The organism is Pseudomonas sp. SWRI50 (assembly GCF_014269095.1).
GTDB lineage: Bacteria > Pseudomonadota > Gammaproteobacteria > Pseudomonadales > Pseudomonadaceae > Aquipseudomonas > Aquipseudomonas kermanshahensis.
In genome coordinates, this window is record NZ_JABWRW010000016.1 from 23,621 (window position 1) to 40,904 (window position 17,284).

Sequence of the window (17,284 nt, forward strand, 5' to 3'; positions counted from 1 at the left end):
CGGGCTTGCCCCGCGAATAGGCCGGTACAGGCTTACAAGGACTTCTCGAAAATCTTGGAGTTGCGCTGGTAGTTGTACAGCGAAGCCCGCGCCGCCGGCAGCCGCTCCACGCCACTGGGCGCAAAGCCCCGCTCGCGGAACCAGTGCGCAGTCCGCGTAGTCAGCACGAACAACGTATTCAGCCCCATCTGCCGCGCACGGCTCTCGATGCGCTCCAGCAACTCATCGCCCCGCCCGCCATGCCGGTACTCCGGGTTCACCGCCAGGCACGCCAGCTCCCCCGCCTCGGAATCGGCAATCGGGTACAACGCCGCGCACGCGATGATCATGCCCTCGCGCTCGACCACACTGAACTGCTCGATTTCCCGCTCCAGCACCTCGCGCGAACGGCGCACCAAGATGCCCTGCTCTTCCAGCGGGCTGATCAGCTCCAACAGGCCGCCCACATCCTCGATGGTCGCCTCACGCACGACTTCGAACTGCTCCTGCGACACCAGCGTGCCGCCGCCACCGCGGGTGAACAGCTCGGTCAGCAAGGCGCCGTCTTCGGCATAACTGACGATATGGCTACGTGCCACGCCGCCCTTGCAGGCCTCGGCGGCCGCATCCAGCAATTCGCCCTGGTAGTCGCTGCCCAGGCGCAGCAAATGCGGCGCCACCTGCTGCGGGCGCAGCTCACGCACCAGCTTGCCCTGCTCATCCAGCAGGCCCGGTTCGGCGCCGAACAGCAGTAGCTTGTCGGCACCCAGCTCGATGGCCGCACGGGTGGCCACGTCTTCGCAAGCCAGGTTGAAAATTTCGCCTGTGGGCGAGTAACCCAACGGCGACAGCAATACGATGGAACGCTCGTCGAGCAGGCGGCTGATGCCTTTGCGATCGACCCGGCGCACTTCGCCGGTGTGGTGGTAGTCCACCCCCTCGAGCACACCGATCGGCCGCGCCGTGACCAGGTTGCCGGACGCCACGCGCAGGCGCGAGCCCTGCATCGGCGAGGCGGCGATGTCCATCGACAGGCGTGCTTCGATGGCCAGGCGCAAGGCACCCACGGCATCGATCACACAATCCAGGGTCGCCGCATCGGTGATGCGCATGCCACGGTGGTAGTGCGGGGTCAGGCCACGGTCGGCCAGGCGGCTCTCGATCTGTGGGCGCGAGCCATGCACCAGCACCAGCCGCACGCCCAGGCTGTGCAACAGCACCAGGTCGTGGACGATGTTGCCGAAATTAGGGTGGTCCACCCCATCGCCAGGGAGCATGACTACAAACGTGCAGTCGCGATGGGCATTGATGTACGGGGAAGCATGACGCAGCCAGTTGACGTAATCGGGCATGACAGGGCCTGTGGATAAGTGGACGGAGAACGGCGATACAGGGGGCGTTCAAGATCATCGTCGGAACAGGCTTGCGGTCACGCGCGGTCTCCTCTAGGCAGGAACGAATAAGCTCAATGGACGTTTAGTGCAGGCAATAGTGCCGAATCAAGTCACGCAATAGACGCACGGTAGGCTCGATTCGTGACATTTCCAGGTACTCGCCGGGCTGATGGGCACAGGCGATGTCGCCAGGGCCCAGCACGATGGTCTGGCAGCCCAGCTGCTGAAGATAAGGTGCTTCGGTGCCAAACGCTACCGCTTCGGCGCGGTGACCGGTCAGGCGTTCGGCCACCTGTACCAGCTCGGCGTCCGCAGCCTGCTCGAAGGCAGGCACTTCCGGGAACAGCGGGGCATAGTCGATGCGCACCTCGAACCGCTCCGCCACCGGCGCCAGCTTCTGGCGAATCGCTGCCCGCAGTTGCTCGACATCCATCCCCGGCAACGGCCGCAGGTCGAATTCCAGCGCGCATTGGCCGCAGATACGATTGGGGTTGTCGCCGCCATGGATGCAGCCGAAGTTCATCGTCGGTGTAGGCACGGTGAACTGTGGGTTGCGGAAGGTTTGCTGCCATTCGCCGCGCAACTGCATCAGTTCGCCCATTGCGGCGTGCATGGCTTCCAGGGCGCTGCGGCCGAGGGATGGGTCCGACGAATGGCCGCTGCGCCCGAGGATGTCGATGCGGTCCATGAGGATGCCCTTGTGCATGCGGATCGGCCGCAGGCCCGTGGGCTCGCCGATCACTGCGGCGCGGCCCAACGGTTGGCCGGCCTCGGCCAAGGCACGCGCGCCGGACATGGAGCTTTCTTCGTCGCAGGTGGCGAGAATCAGCAGCGGCTGCTTGAAGTCATGCTCCAGCAACGGCACCACCGCCTCGATGACCAAGGCGAAAAAGCCCTTCATGTCGCAGCTGCCCAGGCCCACCCAACGGCCATCGACTTCGGTCAGCTTCAGCGGGTCGCTCGACCACAGCTGCTCGTCATAGGGCACGGTGTCGCTGTGCCCCGCCAGCACCAGGCCACCCGGGCCGGTGCCACGACTGGCCAGCAGGTTGAATTTGCCGGGGCTGACCTGCTGGATGTCGCACGTGAAACCCAGGTCACCCAACCAGCCGGCCAGCAGGTCGATGACCTGACGGTTGGACTGATCCAGCGCAGGCTGGGTACAACTGACCGAAGGTGCGGCGATCAAAGCGGCGAACTGGTCTTTCAGCGTCGGCAACGGCATGCCTGTACTCCTCGGAAGCGTTGCCCATCATAGGACCATCTGCCGTCTGGAATAAACCGTTGACGGCCGACTCCTGTAGACTCTCTGCCAACGAGCCCCTCCTTCGAGCCTGCGATGCACAAAGAAACCGAACTCAAGCTCCGCGCCAGCCGCGAGACCCTTGCCGCCCTGCGTGAGCACCCCCTGCTGAAAAAGCGCAACAAGTCCGGTTGGCAGACCCGTGAACTGCTCAACCAGTACTTCGACACTCCGGAGCGCGAGCTTTCCGCCGCCCGTGTCGCCCTGCGCCTGCGCCGCGATGGTGATGCAATTATCCAGACCTTGAAGTGCCGCGGGCAAAGCGTGGCCGGGCTGTCCGAGCGCAACGAGTACGAGTGGCACCTGGACAAGGTCAAGCTCGACCTGAAAAAGCTCGACGGCACCTGCTGGCCCGAGCAGTTGGCTGCGCTCGACAAGAAAACCATCAAGCCGCTGTTCACCACTGACTTCAGCCGTGAATACGCCGAAATCGCTTGGGGCCGCGGCAAGAGCAAGGTCGTGATCGAGGCCGCGCTGGACCAGGGCTTCGTGATCGCCGGCAAGCGCAAGGAAGAAATCTGCGAGTTGGAGCTCGAGCTGCGCGAAGGCGCACCTGAAGCCCTGCTGGAACTGGCCGCCGAGCTCGCCGCCAGCCTGCCGCTGATGCCTTGCGACATCAGCAAGGCCGAGCGTGGCTACCGCCTGCTGGAGCCCGAAAGCTACGAGCTGGGCCTGCCGCAGACCGAGCTGGACGCCGAAATGGCCCTGGACGATGCCTTCGCCGCCCTCGCCTGGCAGTTGCTCGGCAGCAGCCAGCGCCTGGCCGAGCAATACCGCCACAATGGCCACTGGCGCCTGCTGCAGGACTGGGTGCAGTCTCTGGCCGAGCTGCGCGCACTGGTCGCCAGCTTGGGCCAGGCCGCACCGCGCGCCACCACCCGCGAGCTGCGCGCCAGCCTCGACGCGCTGCTGGAAGACTGGCGCCCACTGGTGCAGGCCGGCAACGATGACGAAGACATCCGCCGCGCTGCGCCTGAGCAATTCGCCGAAGAACTCGAAGACGTGCGTTGGGGCCAGTTCTCGCTGGAAACCTCGCGCTGGCTGCTGGCCCGTGGCTGGACCGTCGAGCGCAAAGGCCGTGGCGAACGCCAGGGCAAGGCGCAGCTGGCCAGCTGGATGGCGCACCTGCTGGGTGAAGAAGGCCGTTCGCTGAAACTGCCGCTGTACACCCAGCGCCCGGAAGACCTGGCCGAACAGCTGCCGCGCATCGAACAGCTGCTCGCCTGGCTGCACCATGCCCGCCAGGTGCTCGAAGCGCCGCAGATGGACCGCCTGTACGGCGACCTGAAAAAGCTGCACGAGCTGGCTGAACTGCCGCTGTCCGAAACGCCCGACGAGCTGCTTGAAGCCCGTATCGAGCAGGCCCGCGCGGTTGATCAGAGCCGTGGCTGGAAGTACCTGCTCAAGGCCTGATCGGCGTCGCTAGCCCTGTAGGAGCAGCCTTGCGCTGCGAAGAGGCCCGTTTTGCCACAGATTTTTTCTGGTCAAACCGGCCCCTTCGCAGCACAAGGCTGCTCCTACAGGTCGTGTACTACCTCGACAGTGGCAGGCTGGTGGTGGATTTGATCTCCGAAAGCGCCACGATCGAATTGACCTCCTGAATCCCCGGCACATTCGACAGTTTTTCGAAGAAAAACCGCTCATACGCCTCAATGTCCGAGGTAACGATACGCAGCAAGAAGTCCACCGAGCCCATCAGCACATAACATTCCAGCACCTCCGGGAAACCTCGGATCGCCTCGGTGAACTCGGTGAAATTGGAGCGCCCGTGCGCGTTGAGCTTCACCTCTGCAAAAATCTGCGTGTTCAGGCCGATCTTCTTGCGGTCGAGCAGCGTCACCTGCCCACGTATCACCCCCTCCTCCTTCAGCCGCTGAATGCGCCGCCAGCACGGCGACTGCGAAAGCCCCACACGCTCGGCGATCTGTGCGCTGGACAGCGAAGCGTCCTCCTGCAGCAATTCGAGGATGCGCCGATCATAGGCGTCCAGTTCGCTGTGCATTAATAATTCTCCAGATCACGACAATCCAAATAGATCAATCTGCCATACCGGCCAATTGGTCGAATCATAGCGAAAAAATACCCGCCTCAACGTGCAAGAATTTCTCCCACATTTGCGGAGACCAGCATGAACGCACTGCCACGTACCGACGCTTGGGCCGCCAGCAACGCCCACAGCACCGTGCACTACCGCCTGCAGGCCGAGGCCGAGCCCGACAGCTTGTGCCGGGTGCTCAACCTGTTTGCCTTGCAGTTTCTGACCCCACACCACGTGCAGGTCAGCCAACAGGATGACTGGCTCGCCATCGAGATCGGCATTGGCGGGCTGAGCTGGCACCGGGCCGAGGTGATTGCGCAAAAATTGCGCAACTTGGTGTGTGTGGGCGAAGTTAGCCTGATGAACCTGGCGCGCGTGGAGCTGGCGGTGGTGTGACACCGCAAGATCCAGAAACCCTTTGCCCGCCGTAAGCGCACCGCACCCGACTAGCCTTCAACAGGACTCCCCTCCTGGCAAGGACGCCGCCATGCATAGCCCCGACAACCAAGCCCTCGACCTCAAGCGCCTGCTCCAGGCCTTGCTCACCGACCGGCACCTGGACGCCAGCGACACCCTGCTGGTACTGGAGCAGGCCGCGTCACGGCCGACCTGCCACCCTCTGGAGCTCATCGCCGCCCCCGGCCTTGAAGACCGCAAGCACCCCGGCCAGCCCCTGGACCTGGACCGCCTCTGCCAATGGCTGGCTGACAAGATCGGCCAGCCGTTCCTGCGCATCGACCCCATGCAACTCGACATGGCCCAGGTCAGCGGGCTGATCTCCCCCGCTTTCGCCCAGCGCCATGGCATTCTCGTCGTCGCCGCCGACCCTTCCGGCGTCACCGTGGCCAGCGCACAGCCCTATCAGGATGACTGGCAAGCGGACTTGGCCAGGGGCCTGGGCAGGCCCATCCGCCGCGTGCTGGCCAGCCCGCTGCAGATCCGCCAGCTGGGGCAGTCGTTCTTCCGCCTGGCCCAATCGGTACAGGGCGCGCAGCACCAGCAGTCAGCCAGCCTGGGCGAGCTCGAACACCTGCTGGAGCTGGGCAAACGCCAGGCAGAAGCCAGCGCCGACGATGCCCATATCGTGCACATCGTCGACTGGCTGCTGCAGTACGCCATCGAGCAACGCGCCAGCGATATCCACCTGGAGCCCCGTCGCGAAAAAGGGCAGCTGCGCTACCGCATCGACGGCCTGCTGCACACCGTCTACGCCTTCCCCGCTGGCGTCACCCTGGCGCTGGTCAGCCGCCTCAAACACCTCGGGCGCATGGATGTGGCAGAGAAACGCCGGCCACAGGACGGCCGGTTGCAAAGCCGCCTTGCCGGCGGCGGCGAAGTGGAATTGCGCCTGTCGACCTTGCCGACGCCCTTTGGCGAAAAACTGGTACTGCGCCTGTTCGACCCGCAACAGTTGCATGAAGACTTCGACCGCCTGGGCCTGGAAGGGCAGCAACTGGAGCAATGGCGCGCGCTGCTGGGCCAACGCCAGGGCATCATCCTGGTGACAGGCCCCACGGGGTCAGGCAAGACCAGCACGCTCTACGCCAGCCTCAAGCTGCTGGCCACCCCGCAAGTCAACCTGTGCACCATCGAAGACCCCATCGAGCGGCTGGAGCCGGCCTTCAACCAACTGCAAGTCCAGCCCGCACTGGGCCTGTGCTTCGCCGACGGCGTGCGGGCGATGCTGCGCCAGGACCCGGACATCATCATGATCGGCGAGATCCGCGACCGGGAAACCGCCCTGGTGGCCGTGCAGGCAGCCCTCACCGGGCACCTGGTGCTGTCGACCCTGCACACCAACGATGCCTGCGGCGCGATCACCCGGCTGCAGGAACTGGGCGTGGCTGATTACCTGATCAAGGCAACGCTGATCGGGGTCATGGCGCAGCGCCTGATTCGCACCTTGTGCGGCGATTGCCAGGGTTGTGCCTCGGCAGCCAGCGGCCAGCCCTGCCGCACCTGTCGCGGTACCGGTTTTCAGGGCCGTACTGGCCTGTTCGAACTGTTGATACCCAGCGAAAGCCTGCGCGCGCAGATAGGCCCACACACCGACCTGGCGCAGTTGCGACGCCAGGCGCTGACCGAAGGCTTGGTAGACCTGCGCCGCTGCGGGGAGGCGAAAGTGGCCCGGGGCCTGACCGCTACAGAGGAAGTGCTAAGGGCCTGCTCCTGAGCAAAAAACCCTTGTATTCAAGGAACTTGCCCCCCTCGGCAGGATCAAACCGCGCATCTTCAACCCTCACCCTTCGAGGTGTTTCAACATGCGTCTCAAAACCGCCATCGCGACCGCTGCCTTGCTTTCGCTGCCAATGGGCTCCGCCATGGCCGATACCTTCTGGCGTAACGTGATTTCTTCCGGTGCAACCACGGCGTCGACCTACCTGACGTCGAAGGATCACAAACTGGTAATGGCCGCGCAGGATGACGCCGGCAGCTTCGTGGCCAGTGAAGGCGCAATCCGCGGGCCGTTCCTGGAATCGGCGATGCGCCAGGTGCGCGCTGAAAACCCAGGGATGCAGGCCAGCGACATGGAACTGGCCAATGCCATTCTGGCCAAGAACGCTGTGTCAGAATAGGTCTCTGCTGCCGTCAGTTCTGGTCTCGGCCAGACTAGAACTGATCAAAGCTCTTCATCCCAGACTACCTATCGCCTTCCTGCCTAGGAGGCGTAATACTACCAAATGACTGTTCAGATGCTCTTATTCGGGCTCTTTCATTAGCCACAATAAATGCTTTACGCGTATCCACGTCATTGAACATGCCTGAAAAAAGACTGGCCCCAACGGCGACTTTAAAGCGTCCGGAAACCTCACCGATTACCGCGCCTGAATAAATTCCTCTTATAGCGTCACTGGCTCGTTGCTCCGCCAGCCGTCGCCCCTCATGCCCGGCAGGCAAATCCTTAAGTCTGAAGTAGTCATTATGAAGGCGCTGGGCATTAACTATTTGAGTTTTGAGGTTCGGCGAAGCTTCATCATAAGTGCGCTTATAATCAGCTCGATGCTCCTCCCGTCGCGAAACGCCTCTGTTGGTCCCTCCCGCTCCTCGAGCGGCTGTAGACCCACTACGCCGATGATTTGCCAAAGAGGCAGTAGGATCATACCTGTTGCTACTAGCACCGCGCGCTGTACGTGATGGACCTTGCGGTGGTGAATTTGAACCCTGCCGATTCATGCCAGCGCCCTTCATACGCCCTGATGGATCCGTAAAGTTGATTGGATCCCCCTCGCAGTAGGCATAACTGTTGATTCCACCTAACGAAAATGGGCTCAGGCTATCAGGGGAACAAAATCTCATTATTCTGGAGCTGTAGGCACGCAAGCCATTCCCCAGCATATAACAGCCCACAACAGGTTCTAACACGGCCCCCGTGAAGCCTGGGCTTGGAAACAACAAATATACCATGCAACTGTAACCGTACCCGGTATACGTGTACCTATACGAGACGTCGCCATGTACCGCCTCAACAACAGATCCATTAAAGTCAGTCGATGCCAAACTTGCAATCCGTTGATCGCCTGCTCCCGACCTCTCGCTTAGAAACCGCCCCTCTGCAAATAGCAATGTTTGGCTGGCGTTCTGGCCCTTAACCTGAGTCACCAACTGCTGCCCGTGATAAAACAACCTCCGCACGTCAGGCTGCTTTTCCATTGAAACCTCCAGTTGCTGGTTCAGGTGTTCCAGACATGGATGCTGCAGGAAACTTTGCCAACGCGAAACTAGCAGAATTGTCAGTCCGCCTCTGCGTAGCACCTATTCTGAAACGCCCGTTTCGTCCCTACCGATAAGCCTCCACCGGCACACACGCGCAAAACAAGTTCCTGTCCCCATACACATTGTCGACCCGGTTCACCGCTGGCCAATACTTGTGCTGGCGTACGTGAGCGCTGGGGGCAATGCCTTGCTCCAGGCTGTACGGCCTGTTCCACGGTGCCAACACGTCAGCCAAGGTATGCGGCGCATGCTTGAGCGGGTTGTCTTCGGCCGGCCAGTTGCCTTCCTGTACCTGAGCGACTTCTGCACGGATCGCCAGCATCGCTTCGACGAAACGGTCCAGCTCGGCTTTCGACTCACTCTCAGTTGGCTCGACCATCAGCGTGCCCGGTACCGGGAATGACATGGTCGGGGCATGGAAGCCGTAGTCCATCAAACGCTTGGCCACGTCTTCCTCGCTGATGCCGGTCTGCGCCTTGAGCGGCCGCAGATCGAGAATGCACTCGTGGGCCACGCGCTGGTTACGCCCGCGGTAAAGCACCGGGAAAGCCCCGCCAAGTTGGCTGGCCAGGTAATTGGCCGAGAGGATCGCCACCTCACTGGCATCGGCCAGTTGCGGGCCCATCATGGCGATATACATCCAGCTGATCGGCAGAATGCTCGCACTACCCCAAGGCGCGGCACTGACCGCGCTGTTGTTCGGGTCCAAACCCGGCACCGGCACCACCGGGTGGCTGGCGACAAAGGGCTTGAGGTGGGCGCGGATACCGATCGGGCCCATGCCGGGGCCGCCGCCCCCGTGGGGGATGCAGAAGGTCTTGTGCAGGTTCATGTGCGACACATCGGCGCCGATGTCGGCTGGGCGCGTCAGGCCGACCTGGGCATTGAGGTTGGCGCCGTCCATGTACACCTGGCCACCGTGTTGGTGCACCACATCGCAGATTTCGCGAATACCCTCTTCATACACCCCGTGGGTCGAGGGGTAGGTGACCATCAGGCACGACAACCGATCCCCGGCCGCCTGTGCCTTGGCCTTCAGGTCTGCCAGGTCGACGTTGCCGTCGTCGTCGCAATCGACGATCACCACCTCCATGCCGGCCATCTGCGCCGAGGCCGGGTTGGTGCCGTGGGCCGAGGACGGAATCAGGCACAAGGTACGCTGAGGCTGGTGGCGGCTGCGGTGGTAGCGGGTGATGGCCATAAGGCCGGCGTATTCGCCCTGCGCGCCGGAGTTGGGCTGCATGCAGATGGCGTCGAAGCCGGTGATGGCGCATAACCAGCTTTCCAGCTCGTCGATCATCGCCTTGTAGCCCACTGCCTGGGCAGCCGGGGCGAACGGGTGCAGTTGGGCGAAGGCTGGCCAGGTGATGGGGATCATCTCGCTGGTGGCGTTGAGTTTCATGGTGCAGGAGCCCAGCGGGATCATTGACTGGTTCAGCGCCAGGTCCTTGTTTTCCAGCTGCTTGAGGTAGCGCAGCATCTCGGTTTCGCTGTGGTGCAGGTTGAAGACCGGGTGCGCAAGGATCGGCGTGCGCCGCACCAGCCCCGCCGGGATGCCTTCTGGCAGCGCCAACTGGTCGAGCGCGGCAATGTCCAGGCCGTGATCGACGCCGAGGAAAATATCCAACAGGCGCAATACGGTCTGCTCGTTGCAGGTTTCGTCCAGGCTCACGCCCAGGTGCCCGCGCCCGAGGATGCGCAGGTTGATACGCGCGTGCTCGGCACTTTCGATGATCGCCGCCTGCGCGCCGCCCACCTCCAGCGTCAAGGTGTCGAAGAAATGCTGGTTGAGCCGCTTGATGCCCTTGGCCTCCAGGCCGGCCGCCAGAATGAAGGTCAGCCGGTGCACCCGCTGGGCGATGCGCCGCAAGCCTTCTGGGCCATGGTAGACAGCGTAGAAGCCGGCGATGTTGGCCAGTAGCACCTGGGCCGTGCAGATGTTGGAGTTGGCCTTCTCGCGGCGGATGTGCTGCTCGCGGGTCTGCAGGGCCATGCGCAGCGCGGTGTTGCCCCGGGCATCGCGCGACACACCGATGATGCGCCCCGGCATGGCCCGCTTGAAGTCGTCGCGGCAGGCGAAATAGGCGGCATGAGGGCCGCCGTAGCCCATGGGGACGCCAAAGCGCTGGGTCGAGCCCAACACCACATCGGCGCCCAGCTCACCGGGTGGTGCCAGCACCACCAGGCTGAGCAGGTCGGCGGCGACGCAGGCCAAGGCATGCTGGCTGTGCAGATGATCGATCAGCGGGCGCAGGTCGCGTACTTCGCCGTGGGTATCCGGGTACTGCAGCAAGGCGCCGAATACCGCGTGCTTGGCCAGGTTATCCACAGCATCGACGATCAGTTCGAAGCCAAACCCTTCGGCACGGGTTTTCAGCACCGAGAGGGTTTGCGGGTGGCAGTGCTCGTCGGCGAAAAAGGCGTTGCTCTTGTTGCGCGCCACGCGTTTGGCCAGGGCCATGGCCTCGGCAGCGGCGGTGGCCTCGTCGAGTAGCGAGGCATTGGCCAGGGTGAGGCCGGTGAGGTCGATGACCATCTGCTGGAAATTCAACAACGCTTCCAGCCGGCCTTGGGCGATTTCGGGTTGGTAAGGCGTGTAGGCGGTGTACCAGCCAGGGTTTTCCAGCACGTTACGCAGGATGACGGTCGGCGTGACGGTGCCGTGGTAGCCCATGCCGATGAGGCTGGTCCAGACCTGGTTCTGTTCGGCATAACCGGCGAGCTTGGCCAATGCGGCCTGTTCGTCCAGCGCCGGCGGCAGGTCGAGGGGGCGATTGAGGCGGATCCCCGGCGGGACCGTCTGCTCGATCAGCTCGCTGCGGCTGGCAACACCCAACGCGCTGAGCATGGCCTGCTGCTCCGAGGCATCGGGGCCCAGGTGGCGACGCAGGAACGGGTTGAGCTCTTGCAGTTGATGCAGGGACGGCGACTGGGACATGACGACGCTCTCTTCCTAGACCAGGCCTCATGGAGACTTATAAGTCTAGGAAGAATTGCCGATTGTGCGGGGAAACTTGCTTGCAGGCCCGGCCTCATCGCGGGCAAACCCGCTCCTACAGGGGTATCAGCTGCAGTGCAGTACCTGTGGGAGCGGCTTTAGCCGCGAACAAGGCGACGCGGTATTACTCGCCGATAGCAGCCTGATAACCCGCAGCATCCAGCAGCTTGTCCAGCTCAGCCTTGTCGCTTGGCTTCAGCTTGAAGATCCAGGCACCGTAAGGCTCTTCGTTGAGCAGCTCTGGGCTGTCGGCCAGTGCTTCGTTGACCGCGATCACTTCGCCACCGATCGGGGCGTAGATGTCGGAAGCAGCCTTGACCGACTCGACCACGCCAGCCGCGTCGCCTTGGGCGAACACCTTGCCGACTTCCGCCAGTTCGACGAACACGACGTCACCCAGGGCTTCCTGTGCGTGGTCGCTGATGCCAACGGTCACTGTGCCGTCGCTTTCCAGGCGTGCCCACTCGTGGCTTTCGGCAAAACGCAGTTCGGCGGGGATATTGCTCATGTCTTGAATTCCTCGATTGGCTCAGCGGTCGGCCCGCCGGTTAAAAATTATTCAAATCAGGATTTTGCCGTGGCGCACGAAGGTCGGTTTGACCACCCGCACCGGGTACCACTTGCCGCGAATCTCGACCTCGGCGCGGTCGCCGGTGGCCATGGGTAAACGCGCCAGGGCAATAGACTTGCTCAGCGTAGGAGAGAAACTACCACTGGTGATCTCCCCTTCGCCAATGCCAGCAACGCGAACCACCTGATGGGCACGCAAAACACCGCGTTCTTCCAGCACCAGGCCAACCAGTTTTTCCTTCACACCTTGCTCGATTTCCGCCAGCAGGCCCGCGCGGCCGATGAACTCGCGCTCAGCCGGCTCCCAGGCGATGCTCCAGCCCAGGTTGGAGGTGAGTGGGGTGTGGGTTTCGTCGATGTCCTGGCCATAAAGGTTCATGCCGGCTTCCAGGCGCAGGGTGTCACGGGCGCCCAGGCCACTGGGGGCGATGCCGGCGCCGACCAGGTCGTTGTAGAAAGTAACGGCCTCGTGGCCTGGCAGGATGATCTCAAGGCCGTCTTCACCGGTATAACCGGTGCGGGCAATGAACCAGTCGCCGTCGGCAATGCCTTCGAACGGGCGCAGCGCGCGAATCAGCGCGGCGCGCGAGGCGCTGAGCAAGGCGGCGACCTTGTCCCGCGCCTGCGGGCCTTGGATGGCAAGAATGGCCAGGTCCGGGCGCACCTCGAAATCGACTGAGAACCCGCTTTGCTGGGCCTTGAGCCAAGCCAGCACCTTGGCGCGGGTAGCGGCGTTGGTGATCAGGCGGTAGCCGGCTTCGGTGCGATAGGCGATCAGGTCATCAATGACCCCGCCCTCTTGGTTGAGCAGTGGGCTGTACAGCGCCTTGCCGACACTGTCGAGGCGGGCAACATCGTTGGCCAGCAAATGCTGCAACCAAGCGGTAGCATCACGGCCACTGATGTCGATCACGGTCATATGGGAAACATCGAAGACCCCGCAGTCACTGCGCACCTGATGGTGCTCCTCGACTTGCGAGCCATAGTGCAGGGGCATGTCCCAACCGCCAAAATCGACCGTCTTGGCGCCGAGCGCCAGGTGCAGGTCATACAAAAGCGTGCGCTGTCCCATGGGTTTCTCCTTCCGGGCGTGGCGAAGCGGCGGCGGTCGATGACGTTTGGTCGTCAGCTCTTCTTGTAGGACCCGCCGCGCGAATGCCGCGCATTGTAGCCGCATGGGCGCAGGCTGGCATCCTTACTGTCAGTGACCGGGGCGCCGAGCTGAGCGGCGAATCAGCCCGATGACCGGCAGCAAGCCCACCAGCACCAGGGTCAAGGCAGGCAGCGAGGCACGCGCCCACTCGCCCTCGCTGGTCATCTCGAACACCCGTACCGCCAAGGTGTCCCAGCCGAACGGGCGCATCAGCAAGGTGGCCGGCATCTCCTTCAACACATCGACGAATACCAGTAGGGCAGCACTCAGTGCACCGGGCACCAGCAACGGCAGATACACCTTGAAAAACAATGCCACGCCGCCGACGCCCAAGCTGCGCGAGGCCTCCGGCAATGAGGGCCGGATACGCTCCAGGCTGCTTTCCAGCGGTCCGTAGGCCACGGCGATGAAGCGCACCAGGTAGGCCAGCAGCAAGGCCGCAAGGCTGCCCAGCAGCAAGGGTTTGCCAGCGCCGCCCAGCCACGTCGAAATCGGCACCACCAGCTGGTTATCGAGGTAACTGAAGGCCAGCATGATCGACACGGCCAGCACCGAGCCTGGCAGGGCATAACCAAGGTTGGCCAGGCCGACCCCGGCGCGGATGCCGCCGGTCGGCGCCTGGCGCCGGGCGAAGGCCAGCAGCAGCGCCACGCTCACCGTGATCAATGCGGCCATGCCGCCCAGGTACAAAGTGTGCAGCACCAGGCCGACATAACGCTCGTCCAGGTCATGCCGCCCGCGCTGCCAGCACCACACCAGCAGTTGCAGCAGCGGTATGACGAAGGCACAAGCGAACACCAGCAGGCACCAGCCGCTGGCCAGCAGCGCCTTGGCCCCACGCAGGTGATAGAGCGCCTTGCCACGCGCGCGCTCATTACCCGTACGGCTCGCGCCGCGGGCACGGCGCTCGCCGTACAGCACCAGCATCACCGCCAACAGCAGCAGGCTGGCCAACTGGGCCGCGCTGGACAGGCTGAAGAAGCCGTACCAGGTCTTGTAGATGGCGGTGGTGAAGGTGTCGAAGTTGAACACGGCCACCGCACCGAAGTCGGCCAGGGTTTCCATCAATGCCAGGGCGATACCGGCACCGATCGCCGGCCGCGCCATGGGCAGTGCGACGCGCCAGAACGCCTGCAGCGGTGACAGCCCCAGTACCCGGGCCGCCTCCATCAGCCCCCTGCCCTGCGCCAGGAAGGCCGTGCGCGCCAGCAGGTAGACATAGGGGTAGAACACCAGCACGAGCACGATGATCACCCCGCCCGTGGAGCGCACGCGCGGCAGGCGCATCGGCCCGAATACTTCGCGCAGGGCGCTTTGCACCGGGCCGGCAAAATCCAGCAGGCCGACGAAAACGAATGCCAGCACGTAGGCGGGGATGGCGAACGGCAGCATCAGCGCCCAGTCCAGCCAGCGCCGGCCAGGGAATTCGCAGAGGCTGGTGAGCCAGGCCAGGCTGACCCCCAATACGGTCACGCCGAGGCCTACGCCTACTACCAGGGTCAGGGTGTTGCCGAGCAGGCGGCTCATCTGGGTGTCGAGCAGGTGTAACCAGATCTGCAGGTCGATCGACTGCCATGACAGCAGCAGGACGCTCAGGGGCAACAGCACCAGGGCGGCGACCAGGGCGACCGGGAGGTACCAGCGGCGTTGGGGGGTGTGGGGCAAGTTCAGAACTCTCGATTGCGATTGCGACCGCTGCGCGGTCGTTCGCGGGCAAGCCCGCCCCCACAGGGTTTACACACGCTTCAGTGGAAAACCTGTGGGAGCGGGCTTGCCCGCGAAAGGGCCCTTGCAGGCCCCGGAAGGATAACTTAGTTCCAGCCAGCCCGATCCATCAAGCGAATCGCTTCGGCCTGCCGCTTGCCAGCGATTTCGACCGGAATGCTGTCAGCCTTGAAGCTGCCCCAGGCGGCTACCTCGTCCGATGGCTTGACCTTCGGGTTGGCCGGGAACTCCTGGTTGATGTCGGCGAACAGCTTCTGCGCGTCCTCGCCGGTCATCCATTCCACCAGCTTTTTCGCAGCCTCAGGGTGCGGGGCATGCTTGGTCAGGCCGATACCCGACAGGTTGACGTGCACACCGCGGTCACCTTGGTTGGGCCAGAAGATCTTGACCGGCAACGTGGGGTTTTGTTTATGCAGGCGCCCGTAGTAGTAAGTGTTGACCACGCCCACGTCGCACTGGCCAGCTTCGATGGCCTGGATCACGGCGTTGTCATCGGAGAACACGTCGGTGGACAGGTTATTCACCCAACCTTTGACGATGGCTTCGGTTTTCGCCTCGCCGTGGTTCTCGATCAAGGTGGCGGTCAGCGACTGGTTGTAGACCTTCTTCGCAGTGCGCAGGCACAGACGCCCTTCCCACTGCTTGTCGGCCAGGGCTTCGTAGGTGCTCAGCTGCTCCGGTTTGACCCGGTCGGTGGAGTAGATGATGGTGCGCGCGCGCAGGCTCAGGCCGGTCCAGTCATGGGACGAGGCCCGGTATTGCGGCGGGATGTTCTGGTCGATGATGTCCGATTTGATCGGTTGCAGGATGCCCATCTGCTCGGCCTGCCAGAGGTTGCCGGCATCGACAGTCAGCAGCAGGTCGGCCACACCGTTCTCGCCCTCGGCCTTGATGCGTTGCATCAACGGGGCTTCCTTGTCGGTGATGAACTTGACCTTGACCCCGGTCTTGGCGGTGTAGGCGTCGAACACCGGCTTGATCAGCTCGTCGATGCGCGAGGAGTACACCACCACTTCTTCCGCTGCCTGGGCAGTGCCGCCGAACAACGTCAGGGCCAGGGCGGCCAATAGGGGCTTGCGTGGCAACATGAAATGCACTCCTCGGTTCGTATGAGAGGCGCAAATGGTAGTGAATCCCATTTTGTCCCTCACCCTCGGAGCCGTTACCGGATGTTGCAGGCCGTGCTAACGTCAGGGCTTGGCCAATTCTGGCAGGTCTCCGCTCAAGCCCAACGCTTGGCGCACGAACAATGCCTTGGCCTCTGGCATCTGCTCCACCAGCTTCAAGCCACTGTTACGCAACCAGCGCAACGGCAGCGGATTGGCCTGGAACAGCCGCTCGAACCCTTCCATGGCGGCCATCAGCCCCAAGTTGTGCGGCATGCGCCGGCGCTCATAGCGGCTCAGCACCTTTACATCCGCCAGCCGTTCGCCGCGCTCGCTGGCATTCACCAGCACCTCGGCCAGCACGGCGGCATCAAGGAACCCCAGGTTGACGCCCTGCCCGGCCAACGGGTGAATGGTGTGCGCGGCATCGCCGATCAGCGCCAGGCCCTCAGCCACATAGCGCTTGGCATGGCGCTGACGCAGCGGCACGCACACGCGTGGGTCGGCCTGTAGCACCTCGCCCAGGCGCCCCTCGAAGGCCCGCTCCAGGGCCTTGAGGAAGGCCGGCTCGTCCAGCGCCATCAGTTGCTCGGCATGCTCTGGCGTGGTCGACCAGACGATTGAGCACCAGTCCTGCTGGCCCTCACGTGTCAGCGGCAGAAACGCCAGCGGGCCCTCGTCGGTAAAGCGTTGCCAGGCCGTGGCCTGGTGCCCCGCGCTGCAACGTACGCTGGTGACGATGGCGTGGTGCAGGTAATCCCACTCACGGGTTTCGCAGCCGGTCAGGCGGCGTACCGCCGAGTTGGCGCCATCCGCCGCCACCACCAACGGCGCCCGCAGTTGGCGGCCGTCGGCCAGGGTCAGCAGCCACTCGTCACCGGAGCGGCGCAGTTGCTCGAGCCGCGCGTTGGGCAACAGGCCGATGTCGCTGTCATGCAGACGCTCCAGCAAGCCGTCCTGCACCACCCGGTTTTCGACGATGTGGCCGAGCACCTGGGCATGCACGCTGGCCGCCGAGAAGTGGATCTGGCCCGTACCGCTGCCATCCCAGACGTGCATGTCGGTATACGGCGTGGCCCGTCGCCGGGCGATGCCATCCCAGGCGCCTAGGCGCTCCAGAATGCGCTGGCTGGCCGCCGACAGGGCACTGACGCGCGGCTCGAACGGCGCTTCGGTATCGAAGGGTTTTACCGACAGCGGGCTGCCGTCGAGCAGGAGAATGTCCAAGCCACTGTGGCGCAATGCCAGGGCCAGGGCGCTGCCGACCATACCGGCACCGACAATCAACAGATCTGCGCGCATTT

General features: G+C 63.5%; 14 protein-coding genes. 4 read left to right on the forward strand and 10 right to left on the reverse strand.

What is annotated here, in order from left to right; all coding sequences use genetic code 11:
* Positions 1-32: 32 nt before the first annotated feature.
* Both argA and argE read right to left on the reverse strand, forming a co-directional pair.
* Positions 33-1,331, reverse strand: a complete 1,299-nt coding sequence (argA, locus tag HU750_RS17335; protein ID WP_027592250.1) for an amino-acid N-acetyltransferase — start codon at positions 1,329-1,331, stop codon at positions 33-35.
* 124 nt (positions 1,332-1,455) lie between these two features.
* The gene (gene argE, locus HU750_RS17340; RefSeq protein ID WP_186681408.1) at positions 1,456-2,598 is read right to left on the reverse strand and encodes an acetylornithine deacetylase; all 1,143 of its coding nucleotides are present in this window, start codon (positions 2,596-2,598) and stop codon (positions 1,456-1,458) included.
* A gap of 114 nt (positions 2,599-2,712) precedes the next feature.
* Between argE and HU750_RS17345 the strand changes: the two genes are divergently transcribed.
* Entirely contained in the window at positions 2,713-4,089 is a 1,377-nt protein-coding gene (locus HU750_RS17345; protein WP_027592248.1) for a CYTH domain-containing protein, read from the forward strand.
* Positions 4,090-4,207: 118 nt separating this feature from the next.
* Here the strand turns inward: HU750_RS17345 and HU750_RS17350 are convergent, their stop codons facing one another.
* Positions 4,208-4,678 (reverse strand): Lrp/AsnC family transcriptional regulator, encoded by a 471-nt coding sequence (locus HU750_RS17350; RefSeq protein WP_027592247.1) that lies wholly within the window; start codon positions 4,676-4,678, stop codon positions 4,208-4,210.
* Positions 4,679-4,804: 126 nt separating this feature from the next.
* Between HU750_RS17350 and HU750_RS17355 the strand changes: the two genes are divergently transcribed.
* From HU750_RS17355 to HU750_RS17365, 3 genes are all read left to right on the forward strand, one after another.
* Positions 4,805-5,110, forward strand: coding sequence for an ACT-like domain-containing protein (locus HU750_RS17355; RefSeq protein ID WP_099455671.1), 306 nt, complete (start codon positions 4,805-4,807; stop codon positions 5,108-5,110).
* 91 nt (positions 5,111-5,201) lie between these two features.
* Positions 5,202-6,887 carry a GspE/PulE family protein gene (locus HU750_RS17360; protein WP_186681410.1) on the forward strand — a complete coding sequence of 562 codons (1,686 nt, stop codon included), beginning with the start codon at positions 5,202-5,204 and terminating at the stop codon, positions 6,885-6,887.
* A gap of 88 nt (positions 6,888-6,975) precedes the next feature.
* Positions 6,976-7,290, forward strand: a complete 315-nt coding sequence (locus tag HU750_RS17365; RefSeq protein WP_099430742.1) for a DUF2388 domain-containing protein — start codon at positions 6,976-6,978, stop codon at positions 7,288-7,290.
* Between the two features lie 64 nt (positions 7,291-7,354).
* On the opposite strand, the gene HU750_RS17370 is transcribed toward HU750_RS17365, so the two are convergent.
* The 7 genes from HU750_RS17370 to HU750_RS17400 all read right to left on the reverse strand — a co-directional run bounded on the left by HU750_RS17370 (position 7,355) and on the right by HU750_RS17400 (position 17,282).
* Entirely contained in the window at positions 7,355-8,365 is a 1,011-nt protein-coding gene (locus HU750_RS17370; RefSeq protein WP_186681413.1) for an RHS repeat-associated core domain-containing protein, read from the reverse strand.
* A 127-nt stretch (positions 8,366-8,492) separates the two neighbouring features.
* Positions 8,493-11,366 carry an aminomethyl-transferring glycine dehydrogenase gene (gene gcvP, locus HU750_RS17375; RefSeq protein ID WP_186681415.1) on the reverse strand — a complete coding sequence of 958 codons (2,874 nt, stop codon included), beginning with the start codon at positions 11,364-11,366 and terminating at the stop codon, positions 8,493-8,495.
* 184 nt (positions 11,367-11,550) lie between these two features.
* The gene (gcvH, locus tag HU750_RS17380; RefSeq protein ID WP_027592242.1) at positions 11,551-11,934 is read right to left on the reverse strand and encodes a glycine cleavage system protein GcvH; all 384 of its coding nucleotides are present in this window, start codon (positions 11,932-11,934) and stop codon (positions 11,551-11,553) included.
* 51 nt (positions 11,935-11,985) lie between these two features.
* Complete coding sequence (gene gcvT, locus HU750_RS17385) at positions 11,986-13,068, reverse strand: glycine cleavage system aminomethyltransferase GcvT (RefSeq protein WP_186681417.1); 1,083 nt, start codon at positions 13,066-13,068, stop codon at positions 11,986-11,988.
* 129 nt (positions 13,069-13,197) lie between these two features.
* A complete protein-coding gene (locus tag HU750_RS17390; RefSeq protein WP_186681419.1) occupies positions 13,198-14,814 on the reverse strand; it encodes an ABC transporter permease in 1,617 nt (538 codons plus the stop codon).
* Positions 14,815-14,960: 146 nt separating this feature from the next.
* Complete coding sequence (locus HU750_RS17395) at positions 14,961-15,962, reverse strand: extracellular solute-binding protein (protein ID WP_099455677.1); 1,002 nt, start codon at positions 15,960-15,962, stop codon at positions 14,961-14,963.
* A gap of 102 nt (positions 15,963-16,064) precedes the next feature.
* Positions 16,065-17,282: a 2-octaprenyl-3-methyl-6-methoxy-1,4-benzoquinol hydroxylase gene (locus HU750_RS17400; protein WP_177323869.1), complete on the reverse strand. Its 1,218-nt coding sequence runs from the start codon at positions 17,280-17,282 to the stop codon at positions 16,065-16,067.
* Positions 17,283-17,284: the final 2 nt, after the last annotated feature.

Excerpts from the sequence above, each read along its gene's own strand:
- argA (WP_027592250.1), bottom strand. The coding sequence starts at position 1,331 with ATGCCCGATTACGTCAACTGGCTGCGTCATGCTTCCCCGTACATCAAT.
- argE (WP_186681408.1), bottom strand. The coding sequence starts at position 2,598 with ATGCCGTTGCCGACGCTGAAAGACCAGTTCGCCGCTTTGATCGCCGCA.
- HU750_RS17345 (WP_027592248.1), top strand. The coding sequence starts at position 2,713 with ATGCACAAAGAAACCGAACTCAAGCTCCGCGCCAGCCGCGAGACCCTT.
- HU750_RS17350 (WP_027592247.1), bottom strand. The coding sequence starts at position 4,678 with ATGCACAGCGAACTGGACGCCTATGATCGGCGCATCCTCGAATTGCTG.
- HU750_RS17355 (WP_099455671.1), top strand. The coding sequence starts at position 4,805 with ATGAACGCACTGCCACGTACCGACGCTTGGGCCGCCAGCAACGCCCAC.
- HU750_RS17360 (WP_186681410.1), top strand. The coding sequence starts at position 5,202 with ATGCATAGCCCCGACAACCAAGCCCTCGACCTCAAGCGCCTGCTCCAG.
- HU750_RS17365 (WP_099430742.1), top strand. The coding sequence starts at position 6,976 with ATGCGTCTCAAAACCGCCATCGCGACCGCTGCCTTGCTTTCGCTGCCA.
- HU750_RS17370 (WP_186681413.1), bottom strand. The coding sequence starts at position 8,365 with ATGGAAAAGCAGCCTGACGTGCGGAGGTTGTTTTATCACGGGCAGCAG.
- gcvP (WP_186681415.1), bottom strand. The coding sequence starts at position 11,366 with ATGTCCCAGTCGCCGTCCCTGCATCAACTGCAAGAGCTCAACCCGTTC.
- gcvH (WP_027592242.1), bottom strand. The coding sequence starts at position 11,934 with ATGAGCAATATCCCCGCCGAACTGCGTTTTGCCGAAAGCCACGAGTGG.
- gcvT (WP_186681417.1), bottom strand. The coding sequence starts at position 13,068 with ATGGGACAGCGCACGCTTTTGTATGACCTGCACCTGGCGCTCGGCGCC.
- HU750_RS17395 (WP_099455677.1), bottom strand. The coding sequence starts at position 15,962 with ATGTTGCCACGCAAGCCCCTATTGGCCGCCCTGGCCCTGACGTTGTTC.
- HU750_RS17400 (WP_177323869.1), bottom strand. The coding sequence starts at position 17,282 with ATGCGCGCAGATCTGTTGATTGTCGGTGCCGGTATGGTCGGCAGCGCC.